The organism is Leifsonia sp. GW821-FHT13C05, assembly GCF_058806515.1.
In genome coordinates this window covers 289,375-305,196 of the sequence record NZ_JBXAPT010000001.1, presented here as the reverse complement: position 1 = coordinate 305,196, position 15,822 = coordinate 289,375, and the positions used below count along the sequence as shown (strand labels likewise).

The following is a 15,822-nucleotide window of genomic DNA, read 5'->3' as shown; positions in this document are numbered from 1 at the left end:
CGGCTCTGCCTCTACCGCCGCTACGCGTCGAGGTGCCGCTCGCTCAGTTCGTCCGCGGGCAGCGGGCGGGCGATCGGGATGCGGCTGCCGAGCACCTGCGCGACCAGGTCGCGAGCGATCTTCTGCGCGGTGAGCCCGGCGTCGTCGAGGATCTGCTCCCGCGTCGCGTGGTCGATGAACTCGTCCGGCAGGCCCAGCTCGTCCACCGCGGTGTCGATGCCCGCCTCGCGCAGGCTCTGCCGCACGCGCGTGCCGATGCCGCCCACGCGGATCCCATCCTCGATGGTCACCACGATGCGGTGCTCCGCCGCCAGGTCCAGGATGCTCGTGGCCACCGGGACCACCCAGCGCGGGTCGACCACGGTCGCCCCGATCCCCTGCGCGGCCAGGCCGTCCGCCACCTTGAGCCCCAGGTCGGCCATCGGGCCGACGGTCACGATCAGCACGTCCTTGCGGTCGGACTCGTGCAGCACATCCACGCCGTCGTCGGTGCGCCGGACGGCGTCGATGTCCGCCCCGACCGAACCCTTCGGGAAGCGCAGGACCGTCGGAGCGTCCTGCACGGCGACGGCCTCGGCCAGCTCCTCGCGGAAGCGGGCGCCGTCGCGCGGGGCGGCGAGCCGGATACCGGGCACCACCTGCAGGATCGCGAGATCCCAGATGCCGTGGTGGCTCGGGCCGTCCGGTCCCGTGACGCCCGCCCGGTCGAGCACGAACGTCACGCCCGCTTTGTGCAGGGCGACGTCCATGAGCACCTGGTCGAAGGCGCGGTTGATGAACGTGGCGTAGATGGCGACGACGGGATGCAGTCCCCCGAACGCCAGACCGGCGGCGCTCGTCGCGGCGTGCTGCTCGGCGATGCCGACGTCGTGCACCCGCTCCGGGAAGCGCTCGGCGAACTTGTGCAGCCCGGTCGGGCGCAGCATCGCCGCGGTGATGCCGACGATCTTCTCGTCCTTCTCGGCCAGCCGCACGATCTCGTCGGAGAACACGCTGGTCCAGGACGGCTTGCTCGAGCTCTCGATCGGCTCGCCGGTCTCCGGGTCGATCTGGCCGACCGCGTGGAACTGGTCGGCCGCATCCCGGAGCGCGGGCTCGTAGCCGCGGCCCTTCTGCGTGATGGCGTGGACGATGACCGGGGCGCCGTAGTTCTTCGCCTGGCGCAGCGCCTCCTCCATCGCCTCGATGTCGTGGCCGTGGATCGGCCCGATGTACTTGATGTCGAGGTTGGAGTAGAGCGCCTCGTTGTTCGAGAACCTGCTGAGGAAGCCGTGCAGTCCCCCGCGGATGCCGCGGTAGAACGACTGACCGGGTCCGCCCAGCTTGTCGAACGCCTTGCGGCTCGACAGGTAGAGGTTGCGGTAGCTGCGGCGGGTGCGCACGGTGTTGAGGAAGCGGGCCATGCCGCCGATGGTCGGCGCGTACGAGCGGCCGTTGTCGTTGACGACGATGATAAGGCGGCGCGTGTTGTCGTCGCTGATGTTGTTCAGCGCCTCCCACGTCATACCGCCGGTGAGGGCGCCGTCGCCCACCATCGCAATGACGTGCCTGTCGTCCTGGCCGGTCATCGAGAACGCGCGCGAGATGCCGTCCGCCCACGACAGCGAGCTGGAGGCGTGGGAGCTCTCGACGATGTCGTGCTCGGACTCGGACCGCTGCGGGTATCCGGCGAGCCCGCCGCGCTGGCGCAGCTGGGAGAAGTCCTGCCGCCCGGTGAGCAGCTTGTGCACGTACGACTGGTGTCCGGTGTCGAAGACGATGGCGTCGCGCGGTGAGTCGAAGACCCGGTGGATCGCGATGGTCGACTCGACGACTCCGAGGTTCGGCCCGAGGTGACCGCCCGTCTTCGCGACGTTCGCAACGAGGAACGCGCGGATCTCCACCGCCAACTGGACGAGCTCCTCTTCCGAGAGCCTGTCGAGATCGCGGGGACCGTGGATGGTCTCGAGGATGCTCATGGTTCGAGTCTAGGCGCGTGCAAATCGAAGGTCGCTCGGAATCGCCAGATCCACCCCATCGCACGCACGTCGATGTGCCTTTTGTACGCCTCGACGAACACACTCAGAATGTCGTTACGAACCAATCGTGAGGTGATGAGTGTGGAACAGAACAGCACGGCCGAACAGGACCAGATCGTCGTCGAGGTCTGGGCGGACCTCGGGTGTCCCTGGTGCTACGTCGGCAAGCATCGGCTCCAGCGGGCGATCGACGCCAGGCCGGATGCGGGACGATTCCAGCTCAAGATCCGCTCGTTCGAACTGAACCCGGACGCGCCGAAGGAGCCGGAGCCCATCGCCGCTGCGTTCATGCGCACGCACGGAGGCGACCCATCGGCCGTCCTCCAGGCGGAGGAGCGCATCCAGGGCATCGCGAACCGCGAAGGCCTGGAGTTCGACCTCGACAGGAAGAACGCCAACACGTTCGACCTGCACCGCGTGATGCACTTCGCCGAACAGTCCGGCCGGGGGTTCGAGTTCTTCTCCCAGCTCCAGGACCGGTTCTTCTCCGGCGAGATCGACCCATACGACGCGGACACTGTCGTCGAAGTCGCGCGATCCCTCGGCCTCGACGGCGACCGCGTGCGCGAGGTCCTCGCCGGCGACGAGTTCGCCGACGATGTCGTGGCCGACGTCTCCGAGGGCGCCGCGCTGGGCGCCCAGGGGGTGCCGTTCACGGTCTTCGGCCGCCGGATCGCGGCGTCGGGCGCTCAGTCCGTCGCCGTCTACGGTCAGGCTCTCGACCAGCTCACCGCGATCGTGCAGGCACCGGGCGCATCGGGCTAGGCCTGGCGGACTTCTCCCTGCCGACGCCGGTCAGCTCGTGCGCGCGGCGGCTGGCGGCCACGTCCTCGTGGTGGGAGGCCGCCCAGCCGGCGAGGGTCATCACGGCCTCCAGCAGTGACCGGCCCAGGGGCGTCAGCTCGTACTCGACCCGCGGCGGGACCTCGGCGTATGCCGTGCGGGTGAGGAGCCCATCGCGTTCCAGAGCCTTCAACGTCACCGTGAGCATCCGCTGCGAGATGCCCGGGATGCTCGCCTGCAGATCGGAGTATCGCAGCGGACCAGAGCCCAGCGTGCTGATGATCAGGACCGTCCACTTCTCCCCGATCCGGTCGAGCACCTCACGGATGAACGCGCTCTCCTCCGGCCACGCCTGACAGGGCCCGCTGATCGTCCTTGCTCGTGCCATCCCACTGTCCTCCTCCGCGAACGCATGCAGCACATCCAGTCTGCTGCCGCACCACAAGTATGTAAGCCATCGAAAGGAACCAGAAATGCCCACCATCGCCATCGTCGGAGCCGGATCCGGTCTCGGACTGTCCATCGCCAGGGTCTTCGGAAGCCAGGGCTTCTCCGTGGCCCTCGTCTCCCGCACGCAAGCGAAGCTCGACGACCTCGCCGCCCAGCTGACCGCCGCCGGTATCGACGCGGCCGGCTTCGCCGCCGACGTCATGGACCCCGCCTCCGTCGCCGCAGCCTTCGGCCGCATCACGGAGCGCTTCGGCCCCGTCGACGTGCTCGAGTATTCGCCCGCCCCGCACAACCCCGTGCCCGGGCTGCGGAACGCGATCGCCCTCGAAGCCGACCGCGACAGCATCCAGCCGCAGCTCGACTACTACCTCTACGGCGGTATCGCGGCGACAGAGCAGGTTCTCCCCGGCATGATCGAGCGCGGCGCGGGGACCATCCTCTACACGACGGGAGGATCGTCCATGGACCCGCTGGCCGGACACGCCGACTTCGCCGCCACCGCCATCGGATCCGGCGCCCTGCGCACCTACGCACTCACTCTCCACCGGGCCACTGCCGGAACCGGCGTCTACGTCGCCCACGTGCCGATCTTCGCCTGGATCGGATCCGGCGGCCCGGAGACCCAGCCGGACACCATCGCCCAGCACTACTGGAACCTCCACACCACCCGCGACGGGGCGGAGCTGCCGTACGCCGCCGCGTAATCGCGCGACCACCCGAACGAAAAGGGCCGGTGACCATTCGGTCACCGGCCCTTCACTGCTGCACCGCCTAGACGAGGCTCCGCAGCACGTACTGCAGGATGCCGCCGTTGCGGTAGTAGTCCGCCTCACCCGGGGTGTCGATGCGCACCACGGCGTCGAACTCGATGGTCTGTTTGCCGGCGGGCGAGTCTGCACTCGGCTCCGCGACGACGTGGACCGTCTTCGGCGTCGTGCCCTGGTTCAGCTCCTCGAGCCCGGAGATCGAGACGATCTCGGTGCCGTCGAGGCCGAGCGACGCCCAGCTCTCTCCAGCGGGGAACTGCAGCGGTACGACGCCCATCCCGATCAGGTTCGACCGGTGGATGCGCTCGAAGCTCTCCGTGATGACCGCGCGGACGCCGAGGAGGCTGGTGCCCTTCGCCGCCCAGTCGCGGGACGAACCGGAGCCGTACTCCTTGCCGCCGAAGATCACCAGCGGGGTGCCCTGCGCCTGGTAGTTCTGCGACGCGTCGTAGATGAACGACTGCGGGCCGCCCTCCTGCGTGAAGTCGCGGGTGTATCCACCCTCGACGCCGTCGAGCAGCTGGTTCTTCAGGCGGATGTTCGCGAACGTTCCACGGATCATCACCTCGTGATTGCCGCGACGCGAGCCGTAGGAGTTGAAGTCCTTGCGCTCGATGCCGTGCTCGTCGAGGTAGCGTCCGGCGGGGCTGTCCGCCTTGATGTTGCCGGCCGGGCTGATGTGGTCGGTGGTGACGGAGTCGCCGAGCTTGGCCAGGACGCGAGCGCCGGCGATGTCGGTGACCGGGGTGGTCTCCAGCGTCATGCCGTCGAAGTACGGGGGCTTCCGCACGTACGTGGACTTCTCATCCCACTCGAACACCGAACCGGTCGGGGTCGGCAGCGACTTCCAGCGCTCGTCGCCCTCGAACACGCTCGCGTACTCGTGGGTGAACATGCCCTCGTTGATCGACGAGTCGATGGTCTCCTGCACCTCGGCGGCGTCCGGCCAGATGTCCTTGAGGAACACGTCGTTGCCGTCCGCGTCCGTGCCGAGCGCATCCACCTCGAAGTCGAAGTTCATCGAACCGGCGAGCGCGTACGCGATCACCAGCGGCGGGCTCGCCAGGTAGTTCATCTTCACGTCGGGGTTGATGCGGCCCTCGAAGTTGCGGTTGCCGGACAGGACCGCCGTGACGGCGAGGTCGTTGTCGTTGACCGCCTGCGAGATCTCGTCGATCAGCGGGCCGGAGTTTCCGATGCAGGTGGTGCAGCCGTAGCCGACCGTGTAGAAGCCCAGCTCCTCGAGGTAGCTGGTGAGACCGGCCTTCTCGTAGTAGTCGGTGACGACCTTGGATCCGGGAGCCAGCGTGGTCTTGACCCACGGCTTGGCCTTCAGGCCCTTCTTGGCCGCGTTGCGGGCGAGCAGGCCGGCCGCGAGCATGACGGACGGGTTCGACGTGTTCGTGCACGAGGTGATCGCCGCGATGGCGACCGCTCCGTGGTCGATCGTGAACTCCGCGCCGTTCTCGGCCAGGGTGACCGGCGTCGGGTTGGACGCGGCCTTGGGAGCGTGGCTGTGGTGGTGGTGCTCGTGGGTGCTCCGCGAGTCCTCCGGGCTCAGCTCGCCGGGGTCGGAGGCGGGGAACGACTCCGAGATCGTGAGGTCGACGATGTCGTGCGAGATCTCGGCGTAGTCGACGAGGTCCTTCTCGAACTGCGCCTTGGCGCCGCTCAGCTCGATGCGGTCCTGCGGGCGCTTCGGTCCGGCGATCGACGGGACGACCGTCGACAGGTCCAGCTCGAGGTACTCGCTGAAGACCGGCTCGACGGAGGCGTCGTGCCACAGCGTCTGCAGCTTCGAGTACTCCTCGACCAGCTTGATCTGCTCCTCGCTGCGGCCGGTGAGGCGCAGGTAGTCGAGGGTCACGTCGTCGATCGGGAACATGGCGGCGGTCGAGCCGAACTCCGGGCTCATGTTTCCGATGGTCGCGCGGTTCGCCAGCGGGACCTCGGCGACGCCCGCTCCGTAGAACTCGACGAACTTGCCGACGACGCCGTGCTTGCGCAGCATCTGCGTGATGGTGAGCACCACGTCCGTCGCGGTCACGCCAGTCGGGATGGCGCCGGTCAGCTTGAAGCCGACGACCTTGGGGATGAGCATGGAGACGGGCTGGCCGAGCATGGCCGCCTCTGCCTCGATGCCGCCGACGCCCCAGCCGAGCACGCCGAGGCCGTTGACCATCGTGGTGTGCGAGTCCGTGCCGACGCAGGTGTCCGGGTACGCCAGGAGCTCGCCGCCGACCTCGCGGGTCATGGTGACGCGCGCCAGGTACTCGATGTTGACCTGGTGCACGATGCCGGTTCCCGGCGGGACGACCTTGAAGTCGTCGAACGCGGTCTGGCCCCAGCGGAGGAACTGGTAGCGCTCCCCGTTGCGCTCGTACTCGATGTCGGTGTTGCGCTCCAGCGCGTTCTCCGTGCCGAACAGGTCGGCGATCACCGAGTGGTCGATGACCATCTCGGCCGGAGCGAGCGGGTTGATCTTCTTGGGGTCTCCGCCGAGCGCGGAGACGGCCTCACGCATGGTGGCGAGGTCGACGATGCAGGGGACGCCGGTGAAGTCCTGCATGATCACGCGCGCCGGCGTGAACTGGATCTCGGTGTCCGGCTCCGCTGCCGGGTCCCAGCCCGCGAGGGCCTGGATGTGGTCGGCGGTGATGTTCGCGCCGTCCTCCGTGCGCAGCAGGTTCTCCAGGAGAACCTTGAGGCTGAACGGAAGTCTCTTGTATCCGTCGACCTTGTCGATCCGGAATACCTGGTAGTCGGTCGACCCGACCGTCAGGGTGTCTTTTGCACCGAAGCTGTTTACCGCAGACACGTTGCCCTCTCCTTCATCGGCAGGCCTGGTGACGCATGCCTTCGAATGTCCATCTTGGTTGTCCGTCGAAGTGTGTTTCCAGCAAGGCAATCCTAAGTCGTCCGCTGAAAAAGATATCTTGACGTCAAGATAAATCTACCACGCGTCAGACGCGGTCGAAGACCAGGCCACGCCGCTTGGCGAACCGGTAGAACAGCTCGATTCCCGCCGCTCCCACCGTCCCGACCGCGATCCCCCAGACCAGCTCGGGCGACAGCGGCACGTGCATCTGGAAGAACTCGGCCGTGAACGGGATCACGCAGACCAGCACCATCGCGGCGGCCACGGAGCCGAGCAGCGCGAGCCTCGGCCCGCTGAGCGGCCTGGTCAGCACGCAGAGGATCCAGAGCGACACGCAGAACAGCGCGATGGTGGTCACGCTCCTCGCCTCCCGCAGCGGGATGCTCCTGTACAGCGGCAGGTACGCCACGATCGCCGTCGCCCCGGCGATCAGCCCGGTCGGGATGGAGTACCTGAGCACGCGGTGCAGCACCCCCGGCGTGTAGATGCGCGCGTTCGGCGCCAGCGCCAGGAAGAACGACGGGATGCCGATGGCGAGCGTCGAGACCAGCGTCAGCTGGCGAGGGAGGAACGGGAACGGCAGCAGGAGCGCTGCGCTCACCAGCGCGAGCACGATGCCGTAGACCGTCTTCGCCAAAAAGATGTTGGACACCCGCTCGACGTTCGCGATCACCCTGCGGCCGAACGCCAGCACGTCCGGCAACCGGTCGAACCTGTTGTCGAGCAGCACCAGCCTGCTCACCGCCTTGGTCGCCGCCGTCGCGCTGCCCATCGCGATCCCGAGGTTCGCGTCCTTGATCGCCATCGCGTCGTTGACGCCGTCGCCCGTCATGGCCACGGTCCTGCCCTGCTCGCGCAGCAGGCCGACGGCCGTGCGCTTCTGCTCCGGGCTCACCCTGCCGAAGATGCTGGCGGTGGTGAGCGCCTCGGCGAGCGCCGCGTCGTCGGCGAGGGTGGACGCATCCACTGCCTCTCCGTCGAGGTGGAGGGTGCGAGCGATCGCGGCGACGGTGACCGGGTTGTCGCCGGACATGATGACGACGCGCACCGCCTGCTCGCCGAAATATGAGAGGGTCTGCCGTGCTTCCGGCCGCACCGTCTCGCTCAGCACGACGAGCAGCGCGGGATGCACGACCCTGCCGTCCAGCGAGACGTGCGAGCCAGGTGGCAGCGGCTCTGCGCTGCGCGCCAGGGCGAGCGTGCGCTGGCCGGTGGCCGCGATCGCGTTCGCCTTCGCGAGCTCGTCCTGGTGCGCGGCGAGCACGCGCTCCGGGGCTCCCAGCACCCACGACGACTCCTCGCCGTCGACGGTCATCACCAGGCCGCTGTACTTGGTGGCCGAGGAGAAGGGCACCCGCTTCAGCACCCGGAAGCGATCGGAACGGAACGCGCTCGACAGGATGCCCGATGTGGCGTTGCCCGCATCGTCGGCGCCGAACGCGGCGAGCGCGATCCTGGCCAGCTCCTCCGGCACGTCCTGGCCGGCGGGTTCCGTCCTGTCGAAGACGAGTTCCCCGGTTGTGAGCGTTCCCGTCTTGTCGAGGCACAGCACGTCCACCCTGGCGAGGACCTCCACCGCCGCGAGCTCCTGCACGAGCACCTTGCGGGCGGCGAGCTGGATGGCGGCGACCCCGAAGGCGAGGCTGGTGAGCAGCACGAGGCCTTCCGGGATCATCCCGACCACGGCGGCGACCGCATCCAGCAGCGCCCGGCGCCAGCGGGCGTCCACGAACAGCTCGCTCCACCCTCCGTATGCGAAGACGCGGCCGACGAGGGTGATCAGGATGACCGGGCCGAGGATCCAGGACAGGTACACCAGGATGCGGTTGGTCGCGTCGCGCAGTTCGGAGTGCACGAGCGAGTGGCGGCGGATCTCGCTGGTCAGCTTGCTCGCGTACGAGTCGGCCCCCACCGCGGTGACGACCGCGTATCCGGTGCCGGAGGCGACGAGCGATCCGGACAGCAACAGCGCGTCCTCGTCTTTGAAAACGGGGTCTGACTCCCCCGTCAGCATCGACTCGTCGAGCGACAGGCCCGTGCTCTCGACCACGCGGGCGTCGGCGGGGACCTGGTCGCCCGGCCGCAGCACGAGCAGGTCGTCGAGCACGACGCCCTCCACCGGCACGGTGACGACGGCGCCGTCCCTGCGCACCCTGCTCTCCGGCGCGGCGAGCAGTGCTGCACGGTCGAGGACGACCTTGGCCCGCACTTCCTGCACGATGCCGATCAGCGCGTTCACCACGACGACGCCGTAGAAGAACCCGTCGCGCAGGTCGCCGAGCACGATCACCGCCAGGAAGCACACGGTGAGGATGCCGTTGAACAGCGTGAAGATGTTCTCCCGCAGGATGTCGCCGATGGAGCGCGAACTCGGCTGGCGCTGGATGTTGCCGCGACCGTCCCTGTGACGTTCGGCGACCTGTGCGCTGGTCAGCCCCTCCCTGGTTCGCGCATCCAGCATGGCCTACCCCTCTGCTGGCTTCTTCTGCGGAGTCGGGAACTGTCCGCGCACGACGAACCAGGTGATCAGGAGGAGCGGCGCGTAGAGCGGGACCCCCATCAGCAGCTTGGTGAGCGCGAGGGCGCTCGTGGCCGCGTCGGTGTGCGCGAGGTAGAGCGGGACCTGCACGAGCAGTCGTGCGGCGAACAGCAGGAACCAGAAGAACGTGAGCGCCTGCATCACCCGGAATTTGCTGCGGACGCTGCGCCAGGCGAGCCCGTCGCCCATCAGGTAGCCGGCCGCGAGGCCGATCAGCGGCCAGCGGACCAGCATCGAGATCAGCAGTGCTGCTCCGTATGCGGCGTTCGTCCAGATCCCGAGGATGAAGTTGTCCTCGCCCCGCCCGGTGATGAGGGCCAGGATGGCGGAGATGCCGACGCCGAGGAGACCGGCGATGGCCTGGGTCACGGGCGTCTTGCCGATGATGCGGATCGCCGTGAAGATCACCGCGACGGCCACCGAGCATCCGATCGACAGCGGCACGTCCTTGGTGAACGTGAACAGGATCAGGAAGACGAGGCCCGGGATGATCGTCTCGGCCAGGCCGCGGAAGCCGCCGAGCGCACCGAGCAGCGCGACGCCCGTGGGGGTGTCGCTGTCCGCCAGCTGCCCGAGGCCGGACTTCTGCGCCGCGCGGGCGATGGACTCGCCGATGGACGCGGCAGCAGGATTCTCCTGCTCGGACGGGTGCCCGGACGGGCGCTCGTCGTCGTGCTCCCTGCCGGAGCGGTCAGTCACGGTGTCCTGCCTAGAGGGAGGTGTAGCTGTCCGGGCCGGACTCCGGCGCGGTCGGCATCCGGAGCGGGATGAGGTCCCTCGGCGGCATCGGGGAGTTGCCACGGACGACAACGATGCTGCGGAAGAGGTCTTCGACGAGAGCTGCGGCGTCCGGCTTGATGGCCGCATCTCCCGCGATCACGCCGCGGAGGAACCAGCGCGGTCCGTCGACGCCGACGAAGCGTGCGACGCGCGTCTCTCCCGGACCGCCGGCGGGAGCTGCGACCGGGATCTCGGCGACCAGCTCCGGCCCGAACACGCCGTCGCGCTCGGAGGTGCGGCCGCCCTGGCGGTTCACCTGCTCTGTGATCTGCTCGCGGATCTCGTGCCACAGGCCGCTCGACCGCGGCGCGGCGAACGGCTGCACCTGCAGCGTGGAGTTGGCGTAGTCCAGTCCGACGGCGACGACGCGCTGGGTCTCCTCCTCGACCTCGAGGCGGAGGTGCAGGCCTTCGCGCGGGAGGATCTTGACCCCGCCGAGGTCGACGTACGGACGCACGGGGTTGGCTTCGCTCTCGTCGAGCGGGCCCTCCGTCGCGCGATCCTCCGGCGCCGACTTCTCCCAGCTGTCGCCGGTGGTGTCGTTGGTGTCGCTCAAGCGTGTTCTCCTGACTGGGTGGTTCTGTAGCCGGACGACCCGAAACCCGCTGTTCCGCGGTGGCTCTCCGGCAGCCGGTCGACGGGCTGGAAGACGGCCCTGGTGACCGGCATGACGATCAGCTGGGCGATCCTGTCGCCGACGGCGATATCGTACGGCATCGAACTGTCGGTGTTCAGTACGGTCACCTGGATTTCGCCGCGGTACCCGGCGTCCACGGTGCCCGGCGCGTTCACGATGGTGATGCCGTGCTTCGCCGCGAGGCCGCTGCGCGGGACCACGAACGCTGCGAACCCGTCCGGGAGGGCGATGGAGACGCCCGTCGGCACCGTGTGCCGCTGTCCCGGCGCGAGCGTGACGGCCTCCGCCGCGCACAGATCGGCGCCGGCGTCGCCGGGGTGGGCGTAGACAGGGAGGGTGTTCGCGATGATCGGAACGTCAACGGTATCGGTCACGTGTCGAGGGTAGTGCAGAAGTCTGATCGAATAGGAGCATGGACCTGTACCGTGAGCGCCTCTGGCCCGCCCCGTGGCTCTACATCTCGACCGCCCTCGTGATTCCCGCGACCATCCTCGTGTTCGCGCCGATCAACATGATCGTGGGCATCGTCCTGGCGATCGTGTTCTACCTGGCGATCGTCGGGATGATCATGGCCTCCGCCGCGCCCGTCAGGGTCACCAGCACCGAGCTGATCGCCGGGCGTGCCAGCATCCCACTCGAGTTCGTCGGGGAGCCGACGGCGTACACCGGGGAGGACGCGTCGCTGCAGCGCGGCCGCCTGCTGGATGCGCGCGCCTGGATGCTCATCCGCGGCTGGGTGAAGCCCGTGGTCAAGATCCCGGTGCTCGACGCCAGCGACCCCGCGCCGTACTGGCTGATCTCAACAAGAAACCCGGACCAGCTGGTCCGGGTTCTCGGTGAGGCTCGACTCGCGTCGTGAGCGATCGCTGCTAGGCGGCGCACTCCACACAGATCGGTCCGAGCTTCGTCTCGTGATCGATCTGCGAACGGTGCTTCACCAGGAAGCAGTTCACGCAGGTGAACTCGTCCGCCTGCGGCGGGAGCACCACGACGTCCAGGTCGAGGTCCGACAGGTCGGCTCCGGGAAGCTCGTAACCACCAGGGTTGTCCGCGTCCTCGACGTCGACAACTCCGGACATCTTGTCCGGGACTCGCTCCTTGAGGGCCTCGATCGACTCGGAGTCGTCTTCGGTCTTTCGCGGTGCGTCGTAATCCGTTGCCATGCCCATCCACTTCTCGTACTTAACGGCCGATTCTTCGCAATCGGCGGCCATAGTTTGCATCATCGGGGTGCGAATAGCAAACCACTCGGGTGCCTCTCGGCTATTGCTCGGTTTTCAACTTCCGGCACGCCACGGTTATTCCCCGGAATCAGGCACTTCCCGTGGCATCCTGGGCCGGTACGTACGCAGCTGGGAAGGCATCCACCATGCAGGATTTAAAGGTCATCGGGGTCGAGAACGGCGCTCTGCTCGCCGTCGGTGACGACGGTGAGCGGTTCCGCATCGCCGTCGACGATGTGCTGCAGTCGAAGATCCGCCAGGTCAGGCAGGAGACGTCGGCCACGGCGCCCAAACTGTCGCCGCGCGAGGTCCAGGCCCACATCCGCTCCGGCATGTCCGCCGAGGACGTCGCGAGCGTCACCGGTGCGCCGCTCGACTACGTGCAGCGCTTCGAGGGACCGATCGTCGCCGAGCGCGAGCACATCGTCGCGAGCGCGCTGAGCGTTCCGGTCGTCACCACGGCGGACGTCGATCCGCTCGGCGAGGGCAACACGTTCGGCTCCGTCATCCGCGACAGGCTCGCCTCCCTCGGCGTCGCCGGCGAGCGCTGGGCGAGCTGGAAGGACAGCGAGGCCGGCTGGATCGTCAAGCTGGAGTTCACGGCCGACCAGATCGACCACGACGCCCGCTGGGGCTACGACGCCCGCAAGCACTCGCTCTCGCCGCTCAACTCGGAGGCGACCACGCTCTCCCAGGCGGGCGAGCTGAAGGGCGGCACCCTCATCCCGAGGCTGCGCGCCGTGATGCCGCACGAGGGGGAGCCGGACGAGTCGCGCTTCGACAGCGGGGCATTCACGTTCCCGGAGGCTCCCGACCTGCTCGGCCCGGAGATCACGCAGCCGCTCGAACCGCTGACGTACAACCGTGCCCCGAACGGCGCGAACAACTCGATCGCCGTCTCCGCCATCAAGCGCGCAGACGACGAGACGCCGCGCGACCTGCACCAGACCGCCGACCTGCTGGAAGCCCTGCGCCGCCGCCGCGGTGAGCGCGAGGCCGCCGTGTACGACGAGCCGGTGGATGTGATCCGCGACGTCCCGGAAGCGGGCGACGCTCCGTTCCGGGTGGTCGACGAGCCGATCGCGATCTTCGACACGCCCGTCGAGCAGGCACCGCCCGCGCCGGAGCAGTCTGCGCCGTCCGCGCCGTCGTCGCAGTCGTCGTCCGCGTCAGACCCGTCCGGATCGTCCGCGTCATCCGCCTCGGCCCGTGCGAGCAAGAAGGGCCGCGCATCCATGCCGAGCTGGGACGAGATCGTGTTCGGTGCCCGCACCGACGACGACCTCGCCTAGTCGCCGTGACCGCCCGGAGCATCCGCTTCGTGGCGGTCGTCTAGGATAATCGGATGCCATCCGCCGACGCCTCCCTGCGCTCCATCGGAGTCGGCCTCCGCGGCCACGACAACGCCCTGGGCTTCATCCGCCTGGTGCTGGCGTTCGTCGTCCTGGTCGACCACAGCTTCCCGCTCGGCGGCTTCGACGAGGGCTTCTCCCGCTACACCGGGGAGCAGGCGAATCTGGGCGCGCTCGCGGTCGGCGGCTTCTTCGCCATCAGCGGCTATCTCATCGCCAAGAGCGGCCTGTCGACCGACCTGCTGCAGTTCCTCTGGCGCAGGGCGCTGCGCATCTTCCCCGGCTTCCTCGTTGTGCTGCTGGTCGCCGCGTTCGCCGTCGGCCCGGTGATCTGGATGCTGGACGGGCACACCTTCCTGTCCTACTTCGCGCTCGCGCCCGGCAGCCCGTGGCACTACCTGGCGTCGAACTGGACGCTGGCGATCGGGTCGTACGGCATCCGGGACATCTTCGCCACGACCACGCCGTACGGACTGCTCACCGGCGCCAGCGTCTTCAACGGCTCGCTCTGGTCGCTGACCTACGAGTGGACCTGCTACCTCGTCATCGCCGTTCTGCTGGTCACGGCCGTGCTGCGCAAGGCGAGGCTCGTCGTCGCCGTCATCGTCGTCGCGCTGTTCGTGGCCCAGATCCTGCAGATCCTCCAGCCGCACGCCGTCGAGTCCGTCTTCCCCCTGCTGACCAGCGAGCTCATGCTGCGCCTCAGCTACCCCTTCATGGTCGGCGCACTCATCGCGGTGTATTCGCGTTCCGTCCCCCTCGACCACCGCCTCGGCGTGATCAGCGGAATCGTCTACTTCGCGACGCTGTTCACCGGCGGATACGCCGTCTTCGGCGTCCCCGCCGGGGTCTACTTCGTGCTCTGGTTGGGCGCGGTGCTCCCCGCTCCCCTCCGCAGGGTCGGCCGCACCAACGACTACTCGTACGGCGTCTACATCTACGGCTTCCTCGTGCAGCAGACGCTCGCGTACTTCAGTCTGTACAAGCTTGGCTTCTTCCCGTTCCTGCTCGGCGCTACCATCGTCACGGCGGCGTGCGCCTGGCTGTCCTGGCACCTCGTCGAGAAGCGGGCGATGATGCTCAAGGACTGGGGCCCCGGCCGCGGCATCGCGCACTGGTATCAATGGGCGCGCACCGTGCTGCGCATCCGGCCGCGCCATCTGCCGCCCGCTCCGGAAGACCCGAACGAGGCGAGCACGGACGAGGCGAGCGCGGAAGCTTCTAGCCCGCAGCCCCGAAGCGGAGAAGAGGAACCCGCGTCTCGTCGTCCGTGAGCGAGCCGTGCTGGCCGATCATGCCGCGTCCGGTGTCGAGGCGGTCGCGCGAGTCGTAGTACGCGACCCGTTTGCGTGCACCCACGAGCACGTCGCCGATCCGCTGTGCGACCTCCGGATGCACGGTCGGCCCGAACCAGCCGGCGTCGATCGCCTCCTGCCTGGTGGCGATCCACGCCCTGTCGCCCTCGGCGGAGCGCCACCGCTCTGCGACGGTTTCCGCGTCGTCCGCACGGTCGAGGTGCAGGTGCAGGAAGCGCGGCTCCCCCGCGATCAGGCGCACACCGTCGACCAGCTCCGGGGCGGTGTCGAAAAGGACGTGGCCGCTGACCGGAACGTCGACCACACCGTGGTCGGCCGTCAGCAGCACGGCCTGCCGGGGGCCGAGGCGGCGGGCGAGGGAGGCGACCAGCGCATCCAGCGTCTCCAGGGCGGACGTCCACTCCGGCGACTCCCAGCCCTTCGCGTGGGCGAGCTGGTCGAGTTCGGCGACGTAGAGGTAGGTGAGGCCGGGGCCGGGCGTCTGCAGGATCTGCTCCCCCGCGCTGAACCGGTCGGCCATCGTGCGGCCGCCGACGAATTCCGCCCCGCGCAGCACGGCGGCGGTGAAGCCGGACTCACTGTATTTCGGCAGCCCGATCGCGCGGGTGGCGACCCCCGCATCCCGAGCCTGCTGGAAGACCGTGCGCGACCGCTGCCAGGTGACGGGGTCGAGGCGGTCGTCCCAGCCGGAGAGCTGGTTGACGATCCTGTCGTTGGCGGTGTCGAGCACGCGGTAGCCCACCAGGCCGTGCTCGCCGGGCATGGTGCCGGTGGCGAGCGTGGCGAGCGCGGAGGCCGTCGTGGTCGGGAACCCGGCGTCGATGGTCGTCGTCTTGCCGAGCAGCGGGGCGAGCGTGCGGGCGTGCCCTGCGCGGGCGCGCAGCGACGATGCGCCGAGGCCGTCGACCACCACGACCACCACGTGGTCGAGTGGCGGGAGGCCGAGGGCGTTCTGCCCACCGCCCAGCGCCGCCAGGGAACTTGGCAGAACAGCGGCAAGGCTCGCTCGTGTGGTGAACGCGGCCGGTAGCATGGGGGGCATCCGGCCCAGTTTGTCACACCCGTGACCACCTCGCCGC

Annotated in this window: 14 protein-coding genes; 5 read left to right on the top strand and 9 right to left on the bottom strand. The window is 68.6% G+C overall.

The window, feature by feature from the left end:
• Positions 1-20: 20 nt before the first annotated feature.
• Complete coding sequence (gene dxs / locus AC1ROC_RS01410) at positions 21-1,958, bottom strand: 1-deoxy-D-xylulose-5-phosphate synthase (protein WP_085367804.1); 1,938 nt, start codon at positions 1,956-1,958, stop codon at positions 21-23.
• Between the two features lie 135 nt (positions 1,959-2,093).
• Here dxs and AC1ROC_RS01405 point away from each other — a divergent pair, with 135 nt between their 5' ends.
• On the top strand, positions 2,094-2,783 hold the full coding sequence (locus tag AC1ROC_RS01405) for a DsbA family oxidoreductase (protein WP_492997630.1): 690 nt from the start codon (positions 2,094-2,096) through the stop codon (positions 2,781-2,783).
• Here AC1ROC_RS01405 and AC1ROC_RS01400 read toward each other — a convergent pair.
• Entirely contained in the window at positions 2,746-3,189 is a 444-nt protein-coding gene (locus AC1ROC_RS01400) for a winged helix-turn-helix transcriptional regulator (RefSeq protein WP_492997628.1), read from the bottom strand. The genes AC1ROC_RS01405 and AC1ROC_RS01400 overlap by 38 nt on opposite strands.
• 85 nt (positions 3,190-3,274) lie before the next feature.
• Here AC1ROC_RS01400 and AC1ROC_RS01395 point away from each other — a divergent pair, with 85 nt between their 5' ends.
• Positions 3,275-3,955 carry an SDR family NAD(P)-dependent oxidoreductase gene (locus AC1ROC_RS01395; protein ID WP_085367809.1) on the top strand — a complete coding sequence of 227 codons (681 nt, stop codon included), beginning with the start codon at positions 3,275-3,277 and terminating at the stop codon, positions 3,953-3,955.
• A 67-nt stretch (positions 3,956-4,022) separates the two neighbouring features.
• Here the strand turns inward: AC1ROC_RS01395 and acnA are convergent, their stop codons facing one another.
• The 5 genes from acnA to dut form a co-directional block, all read right to left on the bottom strand.
• A complete protein-coding gene (gene acnA / locus AC1ROC_RS01390) occupies positions 4,023-6,836 on the bottom strand; it encodes an aconitate hydratase AcnA (protein WP_085367811.1) in 2,814 nt (937 codons plus the stop codon).
• A 145-nt stretch (positions 6,837-6,981) separates the two neighbouring features.
• A complete protein-coding gene (locus AC1ROC_RS01385; RefSeq protein WP_492997625.1) occupies positions 6,982-9,357 on the bottom strand; it encodes an HAD-IC family P-type ATPase in 2,376 nt (791 codons plus the stop codon).
• Positions 9,358-9,360: 3 nt separating this feature from the next.
• The gene (locus AC1ROC_RS01380; RefSeq protein ID WP_492997623.1) at positions 9,361-10,134 is read right to left on the bottom strand and encodes a DUF3159 domain-containing protein; all 774 of its coding nucleotides are present in this window, start codon (positions 10,132-10,134) and stop codon (positions 9,361-9,363) included.
• 10 nt (positions 10,135-10,144) lie between these two features.
• Positions 10,145-10,771, bottom strand: a complete 627-nt coding sequence (locus AC1ROC_RS01375) for a DUF3710 domain-containing protein (protein WP_085367818.1) — start codon at positions 10,769-10,771, stop codon at positions 10,145-10,147.
• Positions 10,768-11,226, bottom strand: a complete 459-nt coding sequence (dut, locus tag AC1ROC_RS01370) for a dUTP diphosphatase (protein ID WP_492997621.1) — start codon at positions 11,224-11,226, stop codon at positions 10,768-10,770. Before dut ends, AC1ROC_RS01375 begins: the two co-directional genes overlap by 4 nt.
• A 38-nt stretch (positions 11,227-11,264) precedes the next feature.
• Between dut and AC1ROC_RS01365 the strand changes: the two genes are divergently transcribed.
• Positions 11,265-11,711: a DUF3093 domain-containing protein gene (locus tag AC1ROC_RS01365; protein WP_168689598.1), complete on the top strand. Its 447-nt coding sequence runs from the start codon at positions 11,265-11,267 to the stop codon at positions 11,709-11,711.
• Between the two features lie 10 nt (positions 11,712-11,721).
• Here the strand turns inward: AC1ROC_RS01365 and AC1ROC_RS01360 are convergent, their stop codons facing one another.
• Positions 11,722-12,015, bottom strand: a complete 294-nt coding sequence (locus AC1ROC_RS01360; RefSeq protein ID WP_026307201.1) for a DUF4193 domain-containing protein — start codon at positions 12,013-12,015, stop codon at positions 11,722-11,724.
• A gap of 206 nt (positions 12,016-12,221) precedes the next feature.
• Here AC1ROC_RS01360 and sepH point away from each other — a divergent pair, with 206 nt between their 5' ends.
• Positions 12,222-13,367 (top strand): septation protein SepH, encoded by a 1,146-nt coding sequence (gene sepH, locus AC1ROC_RS01355; protein ID WP_492997617.1) that lies wholly within the window; start codon positions 12,222-12,224, stop codon positions 13,365-13,367.
• A 53-nt stretch (positions 13,368-13,420) separates the two neighbouring features.
• A complete protein-coding gene (locus tag AC1ROC_RS01350; RefSeq protein WP_492997615.1) occupies positions 13,421-14,701 on the top strand; it encodes an acyltransferase family protein in 1,281 nt (426 codons plus the stop codon).
• Here the strand turns inward: AC1ROC_RS01350 and AC1ROC_RS01345 are convergent.
• On the bottom strand, positions 14,649-15,785 hold the full coding sequence (locus AC1ROC_RS01345) for an alkaline phosphatase family protein (RefSeq protein WP_492997613.1): 1,137 nt from the start codon (positions 15,783-15,785) through the stop codon (positions 14,649-14,651). The genes AC1ROC_RS01350 and AC1ROC_RS01345 overlap by 53 nt on opposite strands.
• Positions 15,786-15,822 lie beyond the last annotated feature (37 nt).